The sequence below is a fragment of the Frateuria flava genome (assembly GCF_017837635.1).
GTDB lineage: Bacteria > Pseudomonadota > Gammaproteobacteria > Xanthomonadales > Rhodanobacteraceae > Frateuria_A > Frateuria_A flava.
This window is the reverse complement of record NZ_JAGJRS010000034.1, coordinates 342433-365796: the sequence shown is the minus strand read 5'-3', so window position 1 is coordinate 365796 and position 23364 is coordinate 342433. Positions and strand designations below refer to the sequence as shown.

Genomic DNA, 23364 nt, shown 5'->3' with positions numbered 1-23364 from the left:
CCATGTCCCCGCGAACCCCTGCCACCGCGCCCGCCTGGCGCGACGGGATGGAGCACGAGTACGCCGAGCTGATGCAACGGCTGGAGCCGCTGGTTCCGTGCCTGGAACTGTCGATGCACCTGCCGTGGATCGACGCGATCAACGCGCTCAAGCGCGAGCGCGGCGCGGTGATCATGGCCCACAGCTACCAGTCGCCGGAGATCTTCCACGGCGTGGCCGACATCACTGGCGACTCGCTGGCGCTGGCGCAGGCGGCGGCCGGCTGCGAGTCGGACCTGATCGTGCTGTGCGGCGTCCACTTCATGGCCGAGAGCGCCAAGATCCTGGCGCCGCACAAGACCGTACTTATTCCCGACCTGGAAGCCGGCTGTTCGCTCGCCTCCTCGATCACCGCGGAGGACGTGCGCACTCTGCGCGCGCAGCATCCGGGCGTGCCGGTGGTCAGCTACGTCAACACCTCCGCCGCGGTGAAGGCCGAGTCCGATGCCTGCTGCACCTCGGCCAACGCGGTACAGGTGGTCGAGGCGATGGGCAGCGAGCGGGTGATCTTCCTGCCCGACCGCTACCTGGGCAGCCACGTCGCCACGCAGACGGATGTCCAGTTGATCCTCTGGCACGGCCAGTGCGAGGTGCACGAGAAGTTCACCGCGCAGGAAGCGCGCCACGCACGCGAGCGTTTCGATGCCAGGCTGGTGGCGCATCCCGAATGCCCGCCCGAGGTGCTGGCCGAGGCCGATTTCGTCGGATCGACCAGCGCGATGAGCCGATGGCTGGAGCGCGAGCAGCCCGAGCGCGTGGCATTGATCACCGAATGCTCCATGGCCGACAACCTGCGCGCGCGCTTCCCGGCAACGCAGTTCATCAAGCCCTGCAACCTGTGCCCGCACATGCAGCGGATCACGCTGCCCAACATCCATGCCGCGCTGCGCGACATGAAGCACGTGGTGGACGTGCCTGCCGACATCGCCGCGCGCGCCCGCCGCGCGCTGGAACGCATGCTGGCGGTAGGTCGACGCGAGATCGTGTGATGCGCGCCGACGCGCCGGTGCTGATCGTGGGTGCAGGGGTTGCCGGGCTGGCCACCGCGCTCGCCGCCGCACCGCGGCCAGTGCGGCTGCTTTGCCGCGCGCACGATGGCGTGGGCAGCGCCAGCGCACTGGCCCAGGGCGGGATCGCCGCGGCCATCGATCCGGCCGACGCCCCGGCGGCGCATGCGCATGACACGCTGGTGGCCGGTGCCCATCACAACGATGCCGCCGCGGTGCGCTGGCTCACCGACGCTGCGCCTGCGGCCGTCGCCTGGCTCGAGGCGCAGGGCGTCGCCTTCGATCGTGACGAGGCGGGTACGTTGCGGCTCGGTCGCGAAGGCGGCCACGGGCTGCCGCGCATCGTGCATGCCGGCGGTGACGCGACGGGTGCGGCACTGGTCCGCGCACTGCGGGCGCAGGCCCAACGCGCGTCGCACGTCCAGTGGCGCGGCGGTGTCGAGGTCGACGCGTTGTTGTGGCGCGATGGCCGCGTGGTCGGCCTGCGCACCCGAGACGAGCGCGGTCGCGAGGAGACCCACCACGCCGCGCACGTGGTGCTTGCCACCGGCGGTATCGGCAACCTGTTCGCACGCACCAGCAATCCACCGGGCGCCGATGGTGCAGGCCTTGCGCTGGGCCTGGCCGCCGGGGTGCGGGCGCGTGACCTGGAGTTCGTGCAGTTCCATCCGACCGCGCTGGACCTTCCGCACCGGCAGGGTCTGCCGCTGGTCACCGAAGCGCTGCGCGGCGCCGGTGCGCGGCTGCGCGACACACGTGGCCGGCCGTTGATGGACGGCGTGCATCCGCTGGGTGATCTCGCGCCGCGCGACGTGGTGGCCCGTCGTGTATGGCAAGCCTGCCAGGAGCACGGAGCCTGGCTCGATGCCACGGCGATCACCGACTGGCCGCGTCGTTTTCCGACCGTGCTCGCCGCCTGCCTGGAACACGGCATCGACCCGCGCACCGCGCCCATCCCGGTGACGCCGGCCGTGCATTTCCACATGGGCGGCCTGTCCACCGACCTCGATGGCGATACCGGCGTACCGGGCCTGCACGCGGTGGGCGAGGTGGCCTGCAACGGTGTGCACGGGGCCAACCGGCTCGCCAGCAACTCACTGCTCGAAGGCGTGGCCTGTGGGCGGCGGCTGGGCGAGCGACTGGCGAGGCTGCCGTGGGCAGCGCGCGGGCAGGGTGCGGCGCGCTGGATCGAGCGTGGGCCGCCGCTGGACCCCGGCTCGCTGGCCATGTTGCGCCAACTCATGTGGTCGGCCGCCGGACCACAGCGCGACGCCGCCACGTTGCGTGATGCGCTGCGCCAGTGCGGTCGGTGGCATGGCTGGCAGGCGCGGCTGGCCGAGGCGCTGTTGCTGGCGGCCTTGCGGCGGACGGGGAGCCTTGGCGCGCATTGGCGGCGGGATGCGCTGGCAGCTTAGCGTCACGGCAAGACTCCTTCCGCCCTCCGGGCAGCATCCCCCGCCAGCGCAGGAAGGATCACGACGCAACGTCGCCATACGCAGGAAGGGTCGGCCCACCGTGGAGGGCGGATGTGGGCACCCCGCCGTAAACCGCACCCATGCGACCAATCCGCGCACCGCACACCCCCTTGACCCGAATCAAGGCCGCCATGCAACGCGCTGACCAGACTGCCCGCACCTCCACTGAAGAACTCCCCATGACACGTCCTTCCTCGTTCGACCGCGAACAGCTGCTTGCCTGCGCCCGCGGCGAACTGTTCGGCCCCGGCAATGCTCGCCTGCCGTCGCCGCCGATGCTCATGTTCGACCGCATCACGCACGTCGACGACCACGGTGGCGCCCATGGCAAGGGCGTCTTGCGCGCGGAGCTCGACATCCATCCGGAGCTGTGGTTCTTCGGCTGCCATTTCGCCGGCGATCCGGTGATGCCCGGCTGCCTGGGACTCGATGCGATGTGGCAGCTCTCCGGCTTTTTCCTGCCGTGGCTGGGCGAGCCCGGACGCGGCCGGGCGCTGGGCGTGGGGCAGGTGAAGTTCACCGGCCAGGTGCTGCCGAGCGCGAAGCTCGTGCGCTACGAGATCGACGTCCGCCGGGTGATGCGCGGCAAGCTCAATCTGGTCGTGAGCGACGGCAAGACCTTCGTCGACGACCGCCTGATCTATGTCGCCACCGACATGCGCGTGGGCCTGTTCCAGTCGACGGAGAACTTCTGATGCGCCGCGTCGTGGTCACCGGAATGGGCATCGTCTCCTGCCTGGGCAACGTGGCGGACACGGTCGCGCGCGCCCTGCGCGACATGAAGAGCGGCATTCGCGCCATGCCCGACTACGCCACCCGCGGCCTGCGCAGCCAGGTCGCCGGCGTGCCGCACATCGACCTGGAAGCGGCGATCGACCGCAAGCTGCGCCGCTTCATGGGCGACGCGGCGGCCTATGCCTACGTGTCGATGCGCTCGGCCATCGCCGACGCCGGGCTGACGCAGGAGCAGGTCAGTCACCCGCGCACCGGCGTGGTCGCCGGCTCCGGCGGTGGCTCGGCGCACTGGCAGATCGAGACGGCGGACCTGCTGCGCGAGAAGGGCGTGCGCCGCGTCGGTCCGTACATGGTGCCGCGCACGATGTGCTCGACCGTTTCGGCCACGCTGGCCACCGCGTTCGGCATCCTCGGCCTGAGCTACTCGCTCGCCGCCGCCTGCGCCACGTCCGCGCACTGCATCGGCACCGCCGCCGACCTGATCCGCCACGGCGCGCAGGACGTGGTGTTTGCCGGCGGTGGCGAGGAGGAACACTGGGGCATGACCGCGCAATTCGACGCGATGGGCGCGCTGTCCAGCAGCTGCAACGACGTGCCGACCGCCGCCTCGCGCCCCTATGACGCCGCTCGCGACGGCTTCGTCATCGCCGGTGGCGGCGGCATGCTGGTGCTGGAGGACTACGAGCACGCCCGCGCACGTGGCGCGCACATCCATGCCGAGCTGGTCGGCTACGGGGTGACCTCCGACGGCGCCGACATGGTCGCGCCAAGCGGGGAGGGCGCGGTGCGCTGCATGCAGATGGCCCTGGCCAACGTCGAGGGTCCGATCGACTACCTCAACACCCACGGCACCGCCACGCCGCTGGGCGACATCATCGAGCTCAACGCCGTGCGCGAAGTGTTCGGCGATGCCATGCCGCCGCTGTCCTCGACCAAGGCGTTGACCGGCCACTCGCTCGGCGCCGCGAGCGTGCACGAGGCGATCTACAGCCTGCTGATGATGCGCGGCGGCTTCGTCGCCGGTTCGGCGAATATCGACTCGCTCGACGAGCGCGCCGAAGGCTTTCCGATCCTGCGCGACAGCCGCCCGGCGCGGTTGGCGACGGTGATGTCGAACAGCTTCGGGTTTGGCGGCACCAATGCCAGCCTGGTGTTCGCACGGGTATGAGCCTCCCGCAGCGCATCCGCAAGCTCGCCCGCACACCGACCACCGGCGAGGAGATCGCCAACAGCATCAGCCACGGTCTGGGCCTGCTGCTGGCCATCGCGGGCTTGCCGCTGCTCGTCCTGGACGCCTTGCAGCGCGGCGGTGCGCTGCCGGTGCTCGGCGCGGCGGTGTTCGGCAGCAGCGCAATCCTGCTGTACCTGGCCTCGACCCTGTACCACGCCGTCCCGCACACGCGGGCCAAACGCCTGCTGCGACGGGTGGACCACGCCGCCATCTACCTGCTGATCGCCGGCACCTACACCCCGATCGCGCTGGGCGTGTTGCGCGGCAGTGGGGGCTGGGCGCTGCTGGGCGTGATCTGGACGCTCGCGGTGGCCGGCGTGATCTTCAAGACGCTCGTCGGAGCCCGATTCCACCGGCTGTCCACGGGGCTGTACGTCGGGATGGGATGGCTCGCGCTGGTGGCGATCCGGCCGCTGTGGCAACACATGGCTCCCGGTGGCCTGGCCTGGCTGCTGGCCGGTGGCGTGGCCTACACCGTGGGCGTGGTGTTCTACGTGCTGCACGACAGGCTGCGCTACAGCCACTTCGCCTGGCACTTGTTCGTGCTGGCCGGCACCGGTTGCCACTACGTCACGGTGTGGCGCTACGCCCACTGACGGGCGCGGGGGCGGTGGCCCGGCCGAGGCACGCCGCTACGTTGCCGCCTGCATGCCCGGCTCGCCGAACCAGTAGCCGTTGCGTACCCCGATGCGCGGCGGCGGTTGCGGCGAGCGGCGTGCCAGGTGGAAGTGGGCCACCACCTCCGCCATCCCCTCGGCCTGCGGATAGAGCCGCAATACGTCCACGCCCAGCTCGCGCAGCATCGGCAGCTCCGGCCCCAGGTCGGTGACCTCCTCGCCCTGGATCTGGATGCCGTTGATGCGCAGGAAGGGTTTGCCTTCGCGGGTGGCGAGCGGCAGGCCGTCGGGGTAGTCGATGCAGCGGAAGCCGCACTGGTCCTTGGGCACGTCCAGCGCGCGGGCGGTGAAGCAGCGGGCGGAGAAGGAGAGCGGCAGGCGGCCGAAGGCAATCACTTCCAGCTCCGGCATGGTGCCGCCCTCGGCGAGCATGGCGTCGCGCAGTTCCCTGATGAGCATGTGGCCCTGCTCGACGCCCGGCACCCAGCGGCGCAGGCCGTCGTCCATGAGCAACTGCAGCGCGCGGTGGTTGTAGACGTTGAGCGTGGGTCCGGCAACGAAGGGAACCCCGCGCTCGCGGCAAAGCTGGACGGCAGAGAGGTCGTTGGCCTCGATCCAGCCGTTGCCTTCGGCGACCAGGCGCTTGACCACGCCCAGCTCCGACTCGGCCTCGATCAGCGCCAGCGAGGAAAGCACGACCTGCTTGCCGCTCTGGGCCAGTTCGGCGGCCAGCGCGATCCAGTCGCGCGTGGCGAGCTCGCGGCGCTTGCTGCACACGGTCTCGCCCAGGTAGATCACGTCCACCGGCCACTGCGCCGCCTCGCGGTAGAAGGCCAGGGTGCGCTCGCGCGGCCAGAAGTATTGCAACGGTCCGAGACTGAGTTTCATGCGCGGTTCCTGCGTCAGTGCCAGCGGCGGTGGTAAGGGCCCAGGGTGGTCTGGTGGCCTTCGGCGTGCCGGGTCAGCGCCGATTGCCATGCGGGCTGCGTCGTCCAGGCATCGGGCGCGGCGCGGTAGCGGTCCAGCGCATCGCGCCAGGTGCGGGTGACCGCCGTAACGTAGGCCACGCCGCGCTGGCGGCCTTCGATCTTCAACGCGGCGACGCCGGCCTTCGCCAGACGCGGCAGCAGTTCGAGCGTGTTGAGGCTGGTCGGTTCTTCCAGCGCGTGGAAGGTTTCGCCGCGCACGTCGAAGCGACCCTTGCACACGGTCGGGTAGCCGGCCGGTTCGGACGGCTCGAACTTGTCGATCAGCACGTCGTTGAGGCGCACGCTGCGCCGGCCGTCGTCGTGTTCGTCCCAGCGCACGTACTTCGCCGGTGAACACACGCCGTGGCGGTTGGGGGAGGCGCCGGTGACGTAGCTGGAGAGCTGGCAGCGTCCTTCGACCATGATGCAAAGGCTGCCGAAGGCGAACACCTCCAGCGGCACCGGACTGGTCTCGCACAGGCGCTCGACCTGCTGGATCGAGAGCACACGCGGCAACACCGCGCGGCTGATGCCGAAGCGCTCATGCATGTAGCGCAGTGCCGGCGCGGTGGTGGCCGAACCTTGCACCGAAAGGTGCCGCGCCATCGCAGGGTGCGTCCGTGAGGCGTAGTCCAGCACCGCCAGTTCGGCCGCGATGATCGCATCGCAGCCGAGCACGGCGGCCTTGTCCACCGCCGCATGCCATTGCTTCAGGCGCGCACTGTCCGGGTAGGTGTTGAGCGCCAGGTAGACCTTGCGGCCGCGCGCGTGGGCGTGGGCGATGCCCTGGTGCAGCTCGGCATCGGAGAAGTTGAGGCCGGGGAAGGCGCGCGCGTTGGTTTCGTCGCGCAAGCCCACGTAGACCGCGTCGGCGCCCGCCGCGACGGCCGCCTGCAGGGCCGGCAGGTTGCCGGCGGGACAGACCAGTTGCATGCGCACCTCGGTAGCTGTGGAAGTGCGCGCATCGTGGTCGCCGCAAGCGGACGCGGCGTTGACGTGGATCAGTTTGTCGCGGATCAAGGCACGGCGAACGGCGGTGGCTACCATCAGATCGAACGCGGCACCTCCGCCGCATGCAGGAGCCCACATCCATGTCCCCGATGAAGCTGTCCGTCGTGCTGCTCGCGGTCCTTGCGGTGGCGCCGGGCGCTGCCCGCGCCCAGCACGACCACGCTGCGCACGCGCACGTCACCCAGCCGGTACCGCCGCCGGCACAACGCTGGTCGACGGACGCCGCGTTGCGCGACGGCATGGGCCGCATCCACACCGCGCTGGAAGAACTGCGCCATTACGAAATGGGCCACATGGACGCGACCATGGCGCTGGATCGCGTAGGCCTGATCGAACAGGCGGCCACTGACATCTTCGCCAAATGCAAACTCGCGCCGGAGCAGGACGCCGTGCTGCACGGGATGCTGGTGCCGCTGCTCGGCGCCACGCAGAAGCTAAAGACCGACCCGCAGGACATGGCGCAGGTGCAGGCCATGCGCAACGCGGTGTCGGACTATCCGCGGTACTTCGACGACCCGGGCTGGGCGGTGGCCGGAGGGCACGCGCGCTGAGCGTAAGCGCGGGTTGCGAAACGCCGGCGCGGAAGAGGGATGGCGGGTTGACGCCCACCCTGGCCGCGCCGCGTCGCAGGACGGCCTTCAGCCCGCTGCCACGGCGGGGCCGAACAAACGCCAAGCGCGCGCCTGACCTGCGTCAGGACCGGCGCGCCCGTCCGGCGCGAGCATCGCACCCGCGAACGAAAGGTGCGAAGACCGATGACCGACTACACCCAGGTATGGCAATGCATCGGCTGCGGCAGGATCGAAGCCCCGCAGCCGTGCATCGGCGTGTGCAAGGACCGCAAGGTCTTCATGGTCGGCAGGGACGAGCACGAACGCGTGCTGGCCGAGAACCATGCCCTGCGCGCCCGGCTGGAAAGCGCCCACGCCATGCTGCTGCGGTTCGGGCAGGCCAGGCCACGCGAGGGGCAATGGGAAAGCGCGTGGAACGCACTGCAGCCGCAACTGCGCGAAGCGCTCGCGGTGCTGGCGGCCACGGAGCCGCAGGTGCCAGCCAGGGCGCCCGGGGAACCGGCGGCGGTACGCGCCTGACAAGGTCGATTGCGCACTCTACCTTCATGCCACTGGTATTGTCGGCCGGCGCCCCGCACAAGCCGCTTGAGGCCGCGTCCACGATCGCGGAGTTCGCTGCGCGGTGCCTTGGACAGCTTGTCCCGCGGCCGCTCTAGCGAACCCCGGCATGGGCGCCGAGTGCGCGCCACAACGCATCCACGCGCTCCTCCACCGCCGCATCCGGCGCAATCGGCATGCCCCAGGCGCGACTGGTTTCGCCCGGCCACTTGTTGGTCGCGTCGATGCCGAGCTTGGAGCCCATGCCGGCGACCGGGCTGGCGAAATCGAGGTAGTCGATCGGGGTGTTCTCCACCAGCATCGTGTCGCGCGCCGGATCCACCCGCGTGGCAATGGCCCAGATCAGCTGCGACCAGTCGCGCACGTCGACGTCGGCATCGACCACGATCACAAACTTGGTGTAGGTGAACTGGCGAAGGTAGGACCACACGCCCATCATCACGCGCCGCGCGTGGCCGGCGTACTGCTTGCGGATGGCGACCACGGCGACACGGTAGGAGCAGGCTTCCGGCGGCAGGTGGAAGTCGACGATCTCCGGAAACACCTTCTGCAGGATCGGCACGAACACCTCGTTCAGCGCCATCGCCAGCACCGAGGGCTCGTCGAACGGCGCGCGGCCCATGTAGCTGCCGTGGTAGATCGCGCCCTGACGCAGGTGCATGCGCTCGATGGTGAGCACGGGAAACTGGTCCTGTGCGTTGTAGTAACCGGTGTGGTCGCCGAACGGTCCTTCCAGCGCGGTGTCGTCCGGGTGGATGAAGCCTTCGAGCAGAATCTCGGCGCCGGCGGGCGCATCCAGGCCGGTCCGTTCGCTGCGCCACAGGCGCGTGCGTTCGGCGCGCAGCAGGCCGGCGAATTCGTACTCGGAGAGCGTGTCCGGCACCGGCGCCACGGCGGCCAGCAAGGTGGCCGGATCGGCACCGATCGCGACCAGCACGGGGAACGGATCGCGTGGACGATCCAGGCGCCAGTCGGCGTAGTCCAGCGCGCCGCCGCGGTGCGGCAGCCAGCGCATGATCACGCGGTTGCGGCCGATCACCTGCTGGCGGTAGATCGCCACGTTCTGACGGCGCTTGGCGGTGCCGCGGGTGATCACCAGGCCGAGGGTGATAAGGCGCCCCGCGTCGCCTGGCCAGCAGTGCTGGATCGGCAGGCGCGCCAGGTCGATGTCCTCGCCTTCGACCGTTTCGTGCAGGAAGGCGGCTTCATCGACGTGGCGGGGCGCAACGTGCGCCAGTTGCGCCAGCTCGGGCCAGGTGGCCAGCGCCTGGCGCAGGTTGGCCGGCCAGCGCGGCTCCTTGATCGAGGCGAGCAACTGGCCCAGTTCGCGGAGGCTGGCGATCGGCCGTCCGGCGAGGGCAAGCTCGATGCGGCGACGGTGTCCGAACAGGTTGCCGAGGAACGCGTGGTCCGAGCCGACCGTGTGTTCCATCAGCAACGCCGGGCCGCCTTCGCGCAGGGCGCGGTGGCACAGGGCGGTGGTTTCCAGGTGCGGTTCCACCGGCGCCTGCACGCGGGCGAGCTGCTGCTGGCGTTCGAGCTGGGCAAGGAAGGAACGCAGGTCGTGGTGGCTCATGGACGGATCGTCGCGTGGAGGTTGGGCTAGACTCCCAAGCCGTCTTGCGCGTCGCCTTGACGCGGGTCAGGCGGGGCGTGCAGCACAGGCGCCTCATCCACCTGTGGGCACTTCTTTCGCGAGCGGAGGGATCACTCGGTGGTTGCCCGGCAAACCGTCGAAGGCACACACCTGATCCTTCCCCCGCGCGCGGGGGAAGGTGCCCGAAGGGCGGATGGGGGAAGGCTTGCCAGAGGCGCCATCGCTGAAAGCGGACCGCGAAGACCGTAGCCGCGCGCTCCGTTCACCCCCATCCGCCTGTCGGCACCTTCCCCCGTAAACGGGGGAAGGCTCACTTGGAGAGCGCCGGTGGGTTGCGGCGATCGCGAGACGCACACACCCGATCCTTCCCCCGCGCGCGGGGGGGAAGGCTCACTTGGGGAGCGCCGGCCGGGGTTCAGACGATCGCAGAGAAAGCACGCGTCGGAGCCTTCCCGCGCGTTGTAGGGAAGGTTCACTTGGGATTCCCGGTGGTTCGGACAATCGCGAGACACACACACCCGATCCTTCCCCCGCGCGCGGGGGAAGGTGCCCGAAGGGCGGATGGGGGAAGGCTTGCCTCAGCCTGCCAGGGGAAAAGCCGACGGCGTCCACACGCCCGTCGCCATGCAGCGCTCCAGCGCGGCCCGTGCCGGCGCGATGTCCACGCCGCGTGCTGCCAGCCAGGTCGGGTCGAACAGGGTTTCGGCGTAGCGTTCGCCGGGGTCGCACAGCAGGCTGACGATGCTGCCACGCTCGCCCCGTGCACGCATTGTCGCCGCCAGTTGCAGGCAGGCGACCAGGTTGGTGCCCGACGAGCCGCCGTAGCGTCGCCCGAGCAGGTCTTCCAGCATCCACGCGGCGGCGATCGAGGCGGCATCGGGGACTTCGATCACGTGGTCGACCACTTCGAACAGAAAGCCCGACTCCACCCGCGGGCGCCCGATACCCTCGATCAACGTGGGGCGTCTGGCGGCGGCGTTGCGATCACGCGTGCGCCAGCCCTGCACGAAACCGCTGCCGGACGGCTCGGCGACGCACAGCCGTGTGTCCAGGCGGCGATAACGCAGGTAGCGGCCGATGGTCGCGGAAGTGCCGCCCGTGCCAGCGCCGCAGACGATCCACGCCGGCATCGGCTGCGGCTCGCGCGCCATCTGCTGGATGATCGACTCGGCGATGTTGTTGTTGCCGCGCCAGTCGGTGGCGCGCTCGGCCAGCCCGAACTGGTCAAGGTGACAGGCGCCACGCGCGGCGTGTTCCGCGGCCCGCGCGTGCACCTGCGACGGGTCTTCCACCAGGTCGCAGCGGCCGCCGAGCGCCTGCACGTCGCGGATCTTGCGTGGCGCGGTGCAGGCAGGCATCACCGCGGTGAACGACAGGCCCAGCATCCGCGCGAACCACGCTTCGGAAATCGCGGTGCTGCCGGAGGAGGCATCGACCACCGGCTGGCCTTCGTGCAGCCGGCCGTTGCACAGCGCGTAGAGATAGAGCGAGCGGGCTAGGCGGTGCTTCAGGCTGCCGCTGGGATGGGCCGCCTCGTCCTTGAAGTAGAAGTCGATCCCGGGAAAGCCGGGCAGGGCGAGCTTGAGCAGGTGCGTGTCGGCCGAGCGCGCCGCTTCCTGCGCGAGCGCATCGAGGGCATCGTGCACCCAGGCGCGGTCATGGCTGGTGCGATGCGGTTGCAGGGCAATGGGATGGTTCATGGCGGTATCACCGTGCAGCGGCCAGCGCGCGCAGGCGCCGGGCCAGATGGTCGAAGTAGCGGTCGATGTAGCTGATGCCGTTTTCGTGGTCGATCAGGTACGGGTTCATCAGCGTGTGGCGAAGGATCAGCAGGTGGTCTTCGCCGCCGTCGAGCGTGTGCGCGTCCAGGCCCAAAGCGTCCAGGATGCGTCGCGTCTGTGCCTGGCCGAGCACGTCCGGGCGCAGGCTGGTGACCGAGCCGAAGAACTCCTTCACCTGCAGCGGCTGGTGCACGTCGCAGCGCAGCTCGTCGTGCAGTGCGCGCACGAAGGCAGTGGCCGTGGCCACGTCGCGGTTGCCGTGCGGGTTGAGCGCCAGGCACACCAGGTTGCTGTCCGGCGCGAACGGCACCAGCACGTGCACGCATCCGGCCAGCTCGTCGGCGCATTGCCGTGCCCGCGCATGGAAGGCCTCGGCCGCCTGCAGGGTCGCCCGCGGCAGCCGCCCGAAGTGGGCGTGGTCCAGCGGCAGCACCTTGTGCGTGACGTAGACCGCCGCGGCGGTCGCGCCCGGCTTGGAGCCCTCGGGAATGTACTGGCCGAGGCTGCGGTAGCGCGCCAGGTAGTCCGCCGGCGTGGCGCCGTGGAAGACGTAGTCGGCGCGCTCGGCCAGCAGCGCCATGGCGCGGTGGTCGCGGCAGACGAAGGCGCCTGATCCGTAAGGCAGGTAGCCGAGCTTGTGCGGATCGACGGTGACCGAGTCGGTGTCGCCCAGCGCGGCGAACGCGGCGTGCACGTGGGGCGCCGGGAAATGCGTGTAATCGGCGGCCACTTCCTCGCGCGGACGCAGGCTGCCGTCCTCGCGGCGAAACACGGTGGCCAGGTAGCCGCCCCAGGCGGCATCCACATGCACCGCGAAGTCCAGGCCCTGCGCGCGGCTCACCTCGCGGGCCTTCAGCACTTCGTGCACCGGATCGATGGTGCCGTACTCCGTGCCGCCCAGCACCGCCACGCACAGCAACACCGGCTCGCGCGCCCGGGCCAGGCGATGCAGCCGTTCGGCCAGGGCGTCGGCATCCAGGCGCATGTCGCGGGTCGGCAGCAGCTCGAGGTTGTCGCGGCCCAGCCCGAGCAGTTTGACGCCCTTGCTCCAGGAGTAATGGGCGGTGATCGGCGCCAACACACGCGGCAAGCGCAGCTGCGGGTGCGCGGCGAAGAAGCCGGCCAGGCCGCGCTGCTCGATGCGCTCGGCTTCAACCCAGGCACGCCATTGCGCGCGCACCGGCGGCGCCAGCGCAGCCAGCCAGTGTTGCCACTGTTCCAGCAGCGCGATCGACGCGGCCGGGGAAAGATTGAAGGCGCTCCAGTCATCCTCCGGCAGGACGAGATCGGGGACCTGGGCGGCGCGCAGCGCGACCGGGAAGGCCTTCAGCGCCAGCGCCAGGCGCAGCGCCTGGTAGTTGGCGACGGTACCGCCGGAGGTGAGGTGGCCGAAGGCGCAATCCGGCCGCGCCGGGTCGTGCGGGTAGCCGAGCATGCGCGCCAGTTGCAGGCCGGCCTGCACTTCCAGGTCGACGGTGACCGGGGCGGCATCCTCGCTGACGTTGTTGGGGTTGTAGGGCAGGGTGAGCATCTGCGCGGCCAGGCCGGGCAGCAGCAGGTCCGAGGCCATGTGGCCGATGTAGCGCGGGCTGTGGAACGGCACCGATTTCTTCAGCGCCGCCGAAAGCTGATGCAGCTCCCGGCGCATGCGCGACTCGAAGGCGAGGTAGTCCGGATGGCTGGCGGCCGAAGTGGCGATCGCCGGCGGATCCTCCGGATGGAAATTGCGCCGCCAGTACACGTGGTCGCGCAGGAACTCGACCAGCAGCTTTTCCAGCAGCGTGTCGTTCTCACCGTAGGGCCCCAGGAAGCAGGCGTCGAGCGTATGGTCGCGCGACGGTTCCGGCGGCAGGTCGAGGGCGGCGCTCATGCGAGCCACCCGTGCAGCCAGCCCAGTGGATGATGCATGCGTGCGATCCCCAGGATGAACACGTAGGCCGCCAGCGCGGCGGCCAGGAAGATCCGTCGGGCGGCAGGCGTGCGTGCGCGCTTGAGCGCCAGGCTGCCGAGCACGACGTAGGCCACCACCAGCACCAGCTTCACGGTCAGCCAGCCGTTGGCGAAGTAGGCGCCGGGAAGGACGGTGAGCAGCATCAGCGCGGCGGTGAGCAGCGTGGTATCGATGGTGTAGCTGAGATAGCGCAGCGGCGCCCACTGCGCCGCACCGGCATAGCCGACCTGCACCAGCAACCCGCGCAGCGCGAACAGCGCGCCGCTGAGCAGGACGCAGGTGATGTGCACGGCCTTGATCTGTGGATAGAACTCGAACATGGGCTTGAGCATTCTTTGTGGGAGCGCGCCCTGTGCGCGACCGCGGAGCTTCCGCGTACCGGGCGCTCCATCTGCCTGAAAGGATCAGGGCGCGCCTCGCGGCGCGCCCTGATGTTGGTCAAGCGTTCTCCGGCGCCGCCTGCGGCAGCGGCACCGCTCTGGGCTGGCGTTTGCCGCCCAGCCACAGCGAGGCCACGAACACCGAGGTCAGCAGCGCACCCACCGCGAACAGCGTGTCGCCCGGCACGCGCATCCACACCAGCAGGTGGATCAGCGGGCGGTCCATGAAGTGCTCCGAGCGGGCGAACCAGTAGCCGTGGTCCAGCACCGCGTCGAGCTGCAGGATGCCCAGCGGCAGCAGGGTCAGCGCGGCCATCAGCGTCAGGCCGATGTTGAGCGACCAGAACGCGCCCTTCAGCCAGCCCTCGCGCCATTCCACATCCGGCTTGATGCCGCGCAGGCAGAACAGCATCAGCCCCAGGCCGAGCATGCCGTACACACCCATCAGCGCGGTGTGGCCGTGCGTGGCCGTCAGGTTCAGGCCCTGCATGTAGTACAGCGCGATCGGCGTGTTGACCAGGAAGCCGAACAGGCCGGCGCCGATCAGGTTCCAGAAGCTCACCGCCACGAAGAAGATGATCGGCCAGCGGTAGCGGGCCATCCACGGTGCGGCGTGCTGCTTCTTCCAGTTGTCGTACGCCTCCAGGCCGATCAGCGCCAGCGGCACCACTTCCAGCGCCGAGAAGCTGGCGCCCAGTGCGATGACGGCGGTCGTCGTGCCGGTGAAATACAGGTGGTGCAGGGTGCCGAGCACGCCGCCGGCCATGAACACGATGGTGGCGAACAGCACGTTCACCGTGGCGCTGTGCACGCGCAGCAACCCAAGGCGGACGAACAGGTAGCTGATCACCGCGGTGGCGAACACCTCGAAGAAGCCTTCCACCCACAGGTGCACTACCCACCAGCGCCAGTACTCGACCATCGCGATGTGGGTGTGCTCGCCCCACATCAGGCCGGCGCCGTAGAGCAGGCCGATCGCAATGGTGGAGAGGAACAGCAGGCCCACGATGTTGGAGGTTTCGTCGCGGCGCTTGATCGCCGGCCACAACGCCCGCCCGACCAGGAACAGCCACAGCATCAGGCCGATGAACAGGAAGATCTGCCAGAAGCGGCCGATGTCGGTGTATTCCCAGCCCTGGTGGCCGAACCAGAAGTTGTACTTCAGGCCCATCTTGTCCATCACCGCGAACCACTGGCCGGCGAAGGAGCCGACCACGATCAGGATCAGGCACACCCACAGGAAGTTGACGCCCAGGCGCTGGAACTTCGGCTCATGCCCGCCGATCACCGGCGCGATGTACAGGCCGGTAGCGAGCCACGCGGTGGCGATCCACAGCACCGCCAGTTCGGTGTGCCAGGTGCGCGTCAGCGCATAGGGCAGGATGTTGGCCAGCGCGAACCCATAGGCTTGCTGGCCTTCCACCTGGTAATGCGCGGTAGTGGCGCCGAGCAGGATCTGGGTCAGGAACAGGCCCATCACCGTCCAGAAGTACTTGGCGGTCGCCTTCATCGACGGCGTCGGCTTGAAGTCGGCCAGCGGATCGCGCGCCGGCGGGACTGCCGGCTCTTCCTTGTGGCTCTGCACCGCGTGGTGCCAGCCGAGCAGGCCGATGCCCAGGATCAGGAACAGGATGCTGAAGATCGACCAGATGAAGCTCGTGCCGCTGGGCTGGTTGCCCACCAGCGGATCGAACGGCCAGTTCTGCGTGTAGCTCACGCTGTGCCCGGGACGCTCGGCCGCGGCGGCCCAGCTGGTCCAGAAGAAGAAGGCGGTGACGACGCGGCGGTTCTCCATCTCGGCGATGGTGTTCTCACGCATCGCATAACCCTCGCGCAGCTTGTGCGTGGCCGGGTCGTTGCTGAACAGGCTGTCGTAGTGCAGCGCGACCACTTCCATCGCGTGAGCGCGCAGCGGCGACACGGTGATCGTGCCCTTGGCGGCGTCGTAGGTATTGGTGCGTTCTTCGGACTGCACACGCGCCTTCAGCGCGGCCTGGCGGCCGGCATCCAGCGAGGCGAACGAAGCGGCGCCTTCGTCGCGTGCGAGCAGCTCCAGCATGGTGGTCGCTTCACGATGCAGCCAGTCGGCGCTCCAGTCCGGGGCCACCAGCGCGCCGTGGCCCCAGATCGAGCCCAACTGCTGCCCGCCGATGCTCTGCCACACCTGTCGGCCCTGTTCGATGTCGGCCCGCGTATAGAGCGTATGGCCGTCCGTGGTGACCACGGCCGAGGGCAGCGGTGGTGCCTGCTGATGGACTTCCTTGCCGACCCATAACAGGACGGCGAACGAGGCCAGCAGCAAAGCCGCCAGCCCCAGCCAGAGTTTTCGGGTGGTACTCATTGCGCGTCTCCTTGAGGACGCGCGCATGGTCAGGGGCAAGCCGATGGCTGCTCTTGATTCAAGTCAGGCGGTCGACGCCCGGGGCCGTGGGCGATTTGTCGCAGTGCCCGGGGCGGGCCCGACCGGACCAAACTTTCTCTCTCGCGGCCAGGGACGCCGGCCGGTGGGCCAACGGGCCACGGAAGCCCGATCGGCAGTGGGCGTACGGCTGGACCAAAGCCACAAGATGCCCGTCCGGACCGAGCAGGCATCCAAAAGGCGCGCCCGTGCGTACTGCCTAGCGTTGGCCCGCAAGTTTTCTGCAGGAGGCATCCGATGCGTTCGACATCCCCGGCATGGCCGAACGAGAGCGTGCGGTCTGCAACGCACGTTCCGGGGCCGCCATCGCCAGTTGACGACACCCGGGCGGCGGCGCTTGCCGTGCTGCGCCTCGCCGCCGTGCTGGAGCCCGACCCCGTGGCAGCCATGGCCTGGTACTGCAGCGTGCCACTTGCGGTGCTCGATGGATGCACCGCGTCGGAACTGGTCAGGGCCGGCAGGGTGCACGCCGTGCTTGGCTTTCTGCGGGCGACGATCGCAGTCGATCGCGCGGAGCGGAGAACCTTGCAGTGAAGCACGCTAGCGCAATGAAGGCAGGCCGCAGCCTGGAAATCGTCGCCGAGGAGCTTCGCCAACTGGAACTGGCCCGCGACGCGGCCATCGAGCGCGCGTTCGGCGTGCTGGAAGCGCAGCATGCCGCCATCGCGCACCTGGCGGTGCAGTTATCGGGTGATCGGCAGCGGGCGGCGCGCTGGATGTCCATGCACCAGCGCGCGTTCGATGGTCGTTTGGCTTACGACCTGCTCGCCGAGGGCGACCTGGATACGGTGTGCGACCAGCTCTCGCCGGGACGCCCGACGCGGGCGACCACGCTGCAGGCGGGTGTCGCCTATTGATTGCGTTGTTCGCTTCGATGCCTCGGCGTGTCGAGGCCAGTACGATGACCGGGTGGAGGATGGTGATTGGTACGCGATCAGAGCAAGTGCCAAGATGAGGAGCTGGCGTTCCTCCTGGCCGAGATGGTGGAGCCTCGGGCGCAATGTCCCGCTCTGACGAAAACCGCGACCTCACCGAAAAAGCGTGTAAGTGACGCGAGGCGTCGTCGGTGCGTGGGGCTCATGGGCCAGGGTCACCAAGGTCAGCCGTGCCCCGTCGATCTTCACTGGGAGACGGCTCCTTCCGGGAGATGGATACGCGGGAGCAGGTATCCGGGCAGGGAACCCAAGGGCGTAGCTCAGGGCGGCCATGAACGCTGTCCAGGGCATCCGGCTCGACCCGCCTGCACCTGCCACCTGTCATCCCTTCGAATGCGACCTGTTCACGCCGAACCCGCTTTTTGCTCGGCCGACCGAAGCGAGCCATTCGGGCAAGTGGGGCGTACCTACCAAAACCTTTGGACACAGGCTGGCCTCGGTTGCTTTTGATCGAGCGTAGACCCGTAGGCGCTGCGTGCCGTTATCCTTCCTGCACGGAGTACAGGGGATCGGCATGGGTAAGGTGTTTTGGGGCGTATTGCTCGCCCTGATGACGTTTTCGGCGTTGGCGTTCGTCGGGCGCGCCGTGGTGTTGGCCAGCATCGCTGCGGCTGCGGATCAAGAGGCGCAGCGCATCCAGCAGGAACAGCATGCGCGTCAGGTTGCGCAGCAACGCGCCAGGTCAGCCGATCTTCAACGGCGGCGGCTTGCGGTCAACGAGCGGTGCGTTTCCGGCACCATCATTCGCGTGGACGGGACTAGCTATACACAAGTCCTGGAAGCGGGCCACGTGGTGCCGTGCTCGGGCCTGTATCGGCGTCATTAGCCTCCGCGATCCAGGCGCCAAGTGCCGCGCGGTGTTCGGTTGGAGGCATACATCGCCGCGCTTCGTTCGCGGTGGGTAGCGGGCCGCCGCGTGTACGCCAGCCGGCGCACGGGCCGCCAAAGTCGTACCGGCAGGCGGCCCAGTGATACAGGGCAACAGCCGTCGCGTAAAGGCTGCACACCCAACATATCGTATTTTACATAATAGACATTATGCGCAATTAAGAATACACCCACCACGAAAGGTTCGCGGCCCTCGGCGCCAAACTCCAAGCCATTTCCCCCGCTTCGCAGGAGTATCCGATGACGCCTCTCGACAAACCGCTCAAGCGCGAACTGACTATTGGGGATACCGCCTACACGCTGGTGGTCGATCCTGACGGTCTGAAATTGACGGAGAAAGGCCGGCGGCGAGGCGTGGAATTGCGCTGGAAGGACCTGGTCAGTGGAGATGCGGCGCTGGCTACGGCGCTGCAGGCTTCGCTGGAAGCGAAGTGAGCTGATGGCCGTTTGGTCCCGTCCAGGCACGCTGCCTTGACCAAAGCGACGCTTCCTGTCTACCGGCGGGCTTGTCGGTAGCCCGGATCGCTTCTGCCATCCCGCGGCTTTCGGCTGTCCCGAGGCTGTCGAGTCCCGTCAGCACGCCCTACGGTCCCGCACCGGTGCGCTCCTGCAGGACCGCGTGCGCTCAGCGGCCGAAGATGATTTCCTGGCCTTCGTGGTCGCGATCCCAGCCGCGCAGTTCGTCGCGGATGTGAGCGATGCGCTGGCGGCCGAGCGCGTTGCGTTCCTCGTCCAGGACCTGGCCGTCGAGCAGTTCGGCGAGCCGTTGGGCGGTCGGCAGCATGGCGTCCCAGGCATCCAGTGCGGGCAGCGGGCCCGGGAGCGTCATGAAGAAGCTCAGGCCCGGGGTGCGCAACGCATCGAGGCGGGTCAGGTCGAAGTTGCCGGGCTTGAGCATGTTGGCCACGCTGAAGATCGGGCCTTGTTCGCGCTTGCCGTCGACCAGGCGGTGATAGATGCCCAGGTGACCGTATTCCAGCCCAGCCTTTTCGGCCGCGACGATCAGGTCGGCACCGTTGAACACGCCGCCGTCGCGGGCCATGACGAACAGCGTGACGATGCGTTCCATCGGCAGCTGCGAGGGACGGCGGCCGAGGTCCGACGCCGGCGGCGCCTTGGGTGCGGGCGCAGGGGCTGGAACGGGCGCCGATGCAACCACGGGTGCGGGCGCGAGCGTTTCGGGCGCGCCGGAGGGCGCGCGCAGCGCGTCGATGATCGAGGCTGCCCGGCCGGACGGTTTGGTCGGGGCGGCGCGTTCACCGGCCAGGGTGGCGCCGAGCTTTTCCAGTTCCTGGCGCAGGCCGATCTCGAGTTCGCCCTGCTGCGGCAAGGGTTCTTCGCCACCGAGGCGCGCGTGCGGTTCGTGGTCGAGCAGCACGTCGCCCGCGTCGCCGTCGCCCAGGGTGGGCTCGCGACGTTCGCCACTGCCCTGCCCGGTGACCGGCACGCGGCGTTTGCCCTGCTCCTTCTTCGGCTGGCCGAACAGCCACAGCAGCGCCAGCACGATGGCGCCGGCGATCGCCAGCGGCACGCCGACGGCAGGGTTCCAGGCAAAGGCAAGCACGGTCATCGATGGATCCTCACGCAGCTCCGGCCAGTTTAGCCGCTTCGGCCAGGTCCACCTGCACCAGGCGCGAAACGCCCGGCTCGCGCATGGTCACGCCGCAGAGTTGGCTGGCGGCTTCCATGGTGGCCTTGTTGTGGCTGACGAAGATGAACTGCACCTTCTCGCTCATCTCGCGGACCATGTTGGAGAAGCGGCCGACGTTGGCCTCGTCCAGCGGTGCATCCACCTCGTCGAGCAGGCAGAACGGGGCCGGGTTCAAGTTGAAGATGGCGAACACCAGCGACACCGCGGTCAGCGCCTTCTCGCCGCCGGACAGCAGCGAGATGTTGGACGGGCGCTTGCCCGGCGGTCGCGCCATGATCGACACGCCGGTGTTGAGCAGGTCATCGCCGGTCAGCTCAAGGTAGGCGTGGCCGCCACCGAACAGGCGCGGAAAGAGCTCCTGCACGCCGGCGTTGACCTTGTCGAAGGTTTCCTTGAAGCGCTGGCGGGTTTCGCGGTCGATCTTCTTGATCGCGCCCTCGAGCGTTTCCATGGCACTGGTCAGGTCGGCGATCTGGTTGTCCAGGTAGGTCTTGCGCTCGCTCTGCTCGGCGTGTTCCTGGATCGCGGCCAGGTTGACCGGTTCCAGGCGCACGATCTTCTGCGCCAAGTCGCCGAGCTGGGTGCGCCACTGGTTGGCGTCGGCCTGCTCCGGGAGTTCGGCGAGCAGCGGTTCGAGTTCCAGGCCGGAGGCGGCGATGGCTTCGGCGAGCTGATCGGCGCGCATCTGCAGGGCCTGGGCGGCCAGGCGCTTTTCCGACAGGCTTTCGCGCAGCCTGGCCAGGGTCTGCTCGGCCAGGTGGCGCTGTTGTTCCAGCTTGCGGAATTCGATGTCGCAGTCTTCCAGCGCACGGCGCGCTTCGACGAGCTGCTTGTCCACCAGCAGGCGCTGGTCGAGATAGGTCTGGCGCTCGGCTTCCAGCTCCGCGATCGGATCGGAACCGGCGGCCAGTTGTTCGGCGACTTCGCTGCGGCGGGCTTCGACCTGGCGCAACTGCGTGTCGAGGCGAGCCAGCGCCTGTTCCAGCGAGGCCAGCGACGAGCGCTTCGATTCCATCGACAGCGCCAGCGCGTGCGCCTGGTCGGCGGCCTCGCGGGCGTTCATGCGGGCTTCCTCGCGCGCTTCGAGCAGCGCACGGCGCTCGTTTTCCAGCTCGCGGCGCTGGTCTTCCAGGTCGCCCATGTGGTTGACCGATTCGTCCAGGCGCGCGCGCGCCTCGCGGGTCTGCACCTGCAATTCGTCCAACTGTTCGATCAGCGTCGACAGTTCGCCGGCGACCTTCTCGGCGCGGGCGCGGGCGGTTTCCACCTTGCCGCGGTGGCTCTGCAGCTGGCCGGCCAGTTCGGACTGGCGACGGTGCGCGTTGTAGAGCTCGCGCTGGGCGTCGTCGCGGGCACGCTCGGCTTCGAACTTGGCGGTGCGCAATTCGTCCAGGCGGGCGGTGGATTCTTCCAATTGCGCTTCGAGCGTGTCGATCTGTTCGGTCAGCAGGCGGATGTCGCGCTCGCGTGCCAGCACGCCGACCTGGTTGCCCTGAGCGCGGCGGATGCGCGCCCACTGCGGGGCCAGCCATTCGCCACTGCGGGTGATGATGGACTCGCCTTGGGCCAGCGAGCCGACACGGTTGCGCGCCTCATCAAGGGTTTCAGCCGTGCGCACCTGCGCGAGCAGCTGCATGGCCGCGGTGGGACCGCGCACCTTGGCGGCAAGCGTGCCTTCGGCACCCTGCCCGCCTTCCGCGGAGGCCAGCAGCGCGAGGTCGGCTTCGCCCAGCGTGCCGAAGTCGCCGGCGAGGTTCAGCGGGTTGTCGACCAGCACGCCGTCGAGCAGGCCGGCCAGCACGGTTTCGGCGGCCGATTCCCAGCCGGCGTCGACCTGCACGGCTTCGCCGAGGCGGCGCGCCTTGTCCAGGCCGAGGCTCGCGAGCCAGCCACTGGCGGCGCTTTCCTCCTGGCCCAGCGCGGCGTGCTGCAGCGCCTCCAGCGAGGCCAGGCGGCCACGGGCGCTCTGCAGTTGCTGGCGCGCCTCGTTCAGCGAGGACTGCACCTGGCGTTCCTCGTCGAGCACCTTTTCGTGAGTGAGCTTGTGCTGGTCGAGCAGGCCGCCAAGCGACTCGACCCGTTCGCGCTGGGTGTCGTGCTCGACGTTCAGTTGTTCGGCAGCGGCGTCGAGCGCGGCCACGTCGGTGGCCTTCTGTTCGGCTTCGAGCGCCTCGCGGCGCTTGGACAGGTCGATCGCCTGGCGGTCGAGGTAGTTGAGCTTGGTGCGTTCGACCTCGGCGGCACGGCTTGATTCGCCGGCGGTGCGCGTGTAGGCGTCCCAGCGCTGCTGCCAGTCGGCGAGCTTCGATTCGGTCGCACGTGCGGCGTCGGCCGTGTCGTCCTGCATCTGCTGCAGGGCTTCGAGTTTGGGCTCGCCTTCGGCCAGCGCCATGCGCAGCGTTTCGACCTGCTCACGGTCGTTGGCGATGTGCGCGGAAAGTTCTGCGTGCTCGCGCTCGGCTTCGCCCTGGGCGCGCTGCAGGCGCTCGGCGGTCTCCTTGTTGAAACGCACCTGCTGCTCGACGCGGGCGATCTCGGCGCCGACCTTGTACACCTCGGCCTGCACTTCGTTGAGGTGCTCGGTGGCGCCGACGTGGCGCTCGCGTACCGATTCCAGTTGCGCCTCGATCTGGCGCTGGCCCGCCAACTGCTTTTCGATCTCGATCTCGGCGGCGGACAGGCCCTGCCCCTCGCCCTCGTGCTGGCCCTTGAGCGCGCGGTATTCCAGCGCGCGCAGCTCGGCTTCCTTGCGGGTCTGCTCTTCCTTGAGCGCCTTCCAGCGCTCGGCCGCGCGGGCCTGGCGGTTCAGGTGGTCCAGCTGCTTGTCGACCTCGTCGCGCACGTCCTTGACGCGGTCGAGGTTCTCGCGGGTGGACTTGATGCGGCTCTCGGTCTCCTTGCGGCGCTCCTTGTACTTGGAGATGCCGGCCGCCTCTTCCAGGTGGGTACGCAGCTCTTCCGGGTGCGCCTCGATGATCTGGCTGATCATGCCCTGCTCGATGATCGAGTAGCTGCGCGGGCCCAGGCCGGTGCCGAGGAACAGGTCGGTGATGTCGCGACGGCGGCAGCGCGCGCCATTGAGGAAGTAGGACGACTGTCCGTCGCGGGTCACCTGGCGCTTGACCGAGATCTCGGCGTACTGCGCGTACTCGCCCTGGATGGTGCCGTCGGCATTGTCGAAGATCAGCTCGACGGTCGCCTGCCCCACCGGCTTGCGCGCGTTGGAGCCGGAAAAGATCACGTCGGTCAGCGAATCGCCGCGCAGACGGCTGGCCGCGCTCTCGCCCATCACCCAGCGGATCGCGTCGATGATGTTGGACTTGCCGCAGCCGTTCGGCCCGACCACGCCGGTCATGTTGGTCGGCAGGTGCAGCGTGGTGGGGTCGACGAAGGACTTGAAGCCGGCGAGTTTGATCGTGGTAAGGCGCATGCGGGCTCAACAGTAGGTGCAGGCCCGCGATGGTTCGGGCGACAGGTCACTGTGCCAAACGCCGGGCGTGGTCGCAATGCGAATCCGGCGTGACAAATAACTGGAAGTAGAATCTATAA

20 protein-coding genes are annotated in these 23364 nt (G+C 68.9%); 11 read left to right on the top strand and 9 right to left on the bottom strand.

The window, feature by feature from the left end; genetic code table 11:
* Positions 1–2: 2 nt before the first annotated feature.
* From nadA to trhA, 5 genes are all read left to right on the top strand, one after another.
* A complete protein-coding gene (nadA, locus tag J7I44_RS16665) occupies positions 3–1028 on the top strand; it encodes a quinolinate synthase NadA (RefSeq protein WP_280921091.1) in 1026 nt (341 codons plus the stop codon).
* On the top strand, positions 1028–2461 hold the full coding sequence (locus J7I44_RS16660) for an L-aspartate oxidase (protein WP_209623302.1): 1434 nt from the start codon (positions 1028–1030) through the stop codon (positions 2459–2461). The genes nadA and J7I44_RS16660 overlap by 1 nt, the downstream gene beginning before the upstream one ends.
* A 239-nt stretch (positions 2462–2700) precedes the next feature.
* Positions 2701–3216, top strand: a complete 516-nt coding sequence (gene fabA, locus J7I44_RS16655) for a 3-hydroxyacyl-[acyl-carrier-protein] dehydratase FabA (RefSeq protein ID WP_209623300.1) — start codon at positions 2701–2703, stop codon at positions 3214–3216.
* The gene (fabB, locus tag J7I44_RS16650) at positions 3216–4424 is read left to right on the top strand and encodes a beta-ketoacyl-ACP synthase I (protein ID WP_209623299.1); all 1209 of its coding nucleotides are present in this window, start codon (positions 3216–3218) and stop codon (positions 4422–4424) included. The genes fabA and fabB overlap by 1 nt, the downstream gene beginning before the upstream one ends.
* On the top strand, positions 4421–5083 hold the full coding sequence (gene trhA / locus J7I44_RS16645; RefSeq protein WP_209623297.1) for a PAQR family membrane homeostasis protein TrhA: 663 nt from the start codon (positions 4421–4423) through the stop codon (positions 5081–5083). The genes fabB and trhA overlap by 4 nt, the downstream gene beginning before the upstream one ends.
* A 36-nt stretch (positions 5084–5119) precedes the next feature.
* Here trhA and J7I44_RS16640 read toward each other — a convergent pair whose 3' ends face one another.
* Together J7I44_RS16640 and ubiU are read right to left on the bottom strand one after the other, a co-directional pair.
* Positions 5120–5992, bottom strand: a complete 873-nt coding sequence (locus tag J7I44_RS16640) for a U32 family peptidase (RefSeq protein WP_209623296.1) — start codon at positions 5990–5992, stop codon at positions 5120–5122.
* A gap of 14 nt (positions 5993–6006) precedes the next feature.
* The gene (gene ubiU / locus J7I44_RS16635) at positions 6007–7119 is read right to left on the bottom strand and encodes a ubiquinone anaerobic biosynthesis protein UbiU (protein ID WP_209623295.1); all 1113 of its coding nucleotides are present in this window, start codon (positions 7117–7119) and stop codon (positions 6007–6009) included.
* A 44-nt stretch (positions 7120–7163) separates the two neighbouring features.
* On the opposite strand from ubiU, the gene J7I44_RS16630 reads away from it, so the two are divergent.
* Both J7I44_RS16630 and J7I44_RS16625 read left to right on the top strand, forming a co-directional pair.
* Entirely contained in the window at positions 7164–7634 is a 471-nt protein-coding gene (locus tag J7I44_RS16630) for a hypothetical protein (RefSeq protein ID WP_209623294.1), read from the top strand.
* 204 nt (positions 7635–7838) lie between these two features.
* Positions 7839–8174: a hypothetical protein gene (locus tag J7I44_RS16625; protein ID WP_209623293.1), complete on the top strand. Its 336-nt coding sequence runs from the start codon at positions 7839–7841 to the stop codon at positions 8172–8174.
* 133 nt (positions 8175–8307) lie between these two features.
* Here J7I44_RS16625 and J7I44_RS16620 read toward each other — a convergent pair whose 3' ends face one another.
* The 5 genes from J7I44_RS16620 to J7I44_RS16600 form a co-directional block, all read right to left on the bottom strand.
* Positions 8308–9789, bottom strand: a complete 1482-nt coding sequence (locus J7I44_RS16620) for a UbiD family decarboxylase (protein WP_209623291.1) — start codon at positions 9787–9789, stop codon at positions 8308–8310.
* A gap of 599 nt (positions 9790–10388) precedes the next feature.
* On the bottom strand, positions 10389–11510 hold the full coding sequence (locus J7I44_RS16615; protein WP_209623289.1) for a PLP-dependent cysteine synthase family protein: 1122 nt from the start codon (positions 11508–11510) through the stop codon (positions 10389–10391).
* 7 nt (positions 11511–11517) lie between these two features.
* Positions 11518–13461, bottom strand: coding sequence for a pyridoxal phosphate-dependent decarboxylase family protein (locus tag J7I44_RS16610; protein ID WP_209623287.1), 1944 nt, complete (start codon positions 13459–13461; stop codon positions 11518–11520).
* A complete protein-coding gene (locus tag J7I44_RS16605) occupies positions 13458–13862 on the bottom strand; it encodes a SirB2 family protein (RefSeq protein ID WP_209623286.1) in 405 nt (134 codons plus the stop codon). Before J7I44_RS16605 ends, J7I44_RS16610 begins: the two co-directional genes overlap by 4 nt.
* Positions 13863–13980: 118 nt before the next feature.
* A complete protein-coding gene (locus tag J7I44_RS16600) occupies positions 13981–16263 on the bottom strand; it encodes a nitric-oxide reductase large subunit (protein WP_209623284.1) in 2283 nt (760 codons plus the stop codon).
* A gap of 315 nt (positions 16264–16578) precedes the next feature.
* On the opposite strand from J7I44_RS16600, the gene J7I44_RS16595 reads away from it, so the two are divergent.
* The 4 genes from J7I44_RS16595 (at position 16579) to J7I44_RS16580 (ending at position 18599) form a co-directional block, all read left to right on the top strand.
* Positions 16579–16875, top strand: coding sequence for a hypothetical protein (locus tag J7I44_RS16595; RefSeq protein WP_209623281.1), 297 nt, complete (start codon positions 16579–16581; stop codon positions 16873–16875).
* A gap of 14 nt (positions 16876–16889) precedes the next feature.
* The gene (locus J7I44_RS16590) at positions 16890–17198 is read left to right on the top strand and encodes an antitoxin Xre/MbcA/ParS toxin-binding domain-containing protein (protein ID WP_209623279.1); all 309 of its coding nucleotides are present in this window, start codon (positions 16890–16892) and stop codon (positions 17196–17198) included.
* Between the two features lie 592 nt (positions 17199–17790).
* A complete protein-coding gene (locus tag J7I44_RS16585) occupies positions 17791–18102 on the top strand; it encodes a hypothetical protein (protein ID WP_209623277.1) in 312 nt (103 codons plus the stop codon).
* Between the two features lie 302 nt (positions 18103–18404).
* Entirely contained in the window at positions 18405–18599 is a 195-nt protein-coding gene (locus J7I44_RS16580; RefSeq protein ID WP_209623275.1) for a hypothetical protein, read from the top strand.
* A 190-nt stretch (positions 18600–18789) separates the two neighbouring features.
* Here the strand turns inward: J7I44_RS16580 and zipA are convergent, their stop codons facing one another.
* Together zipA and smc are read right to left on the bottom strand one after the other, a co-directional pair.
* Positions 18790–19734, bottom strand: coding sequence for a cell division protein ZipA (zipA, locus tag J7I44_RS16575; protein ID WP_209623272.1), 945 nt, complete (start codon positions 19732–19734; stop codon positions 18790–18792).
* Between the two features lie 10 nt (positions 19735–19744).
* Positions 19745–23245 (bottom strand): chromosome segregation protein SMC, encoded by a 3501-nt coding sequence (gene smc, locus J7I44_RS16570; RefSeq protein WP_209623271.1) that lies wholly within the window; start codon positions 23243–23245, stop codon positions 19745–19747.
* Positions 23246–23364 lie beyond the last annotated feature (119 nt).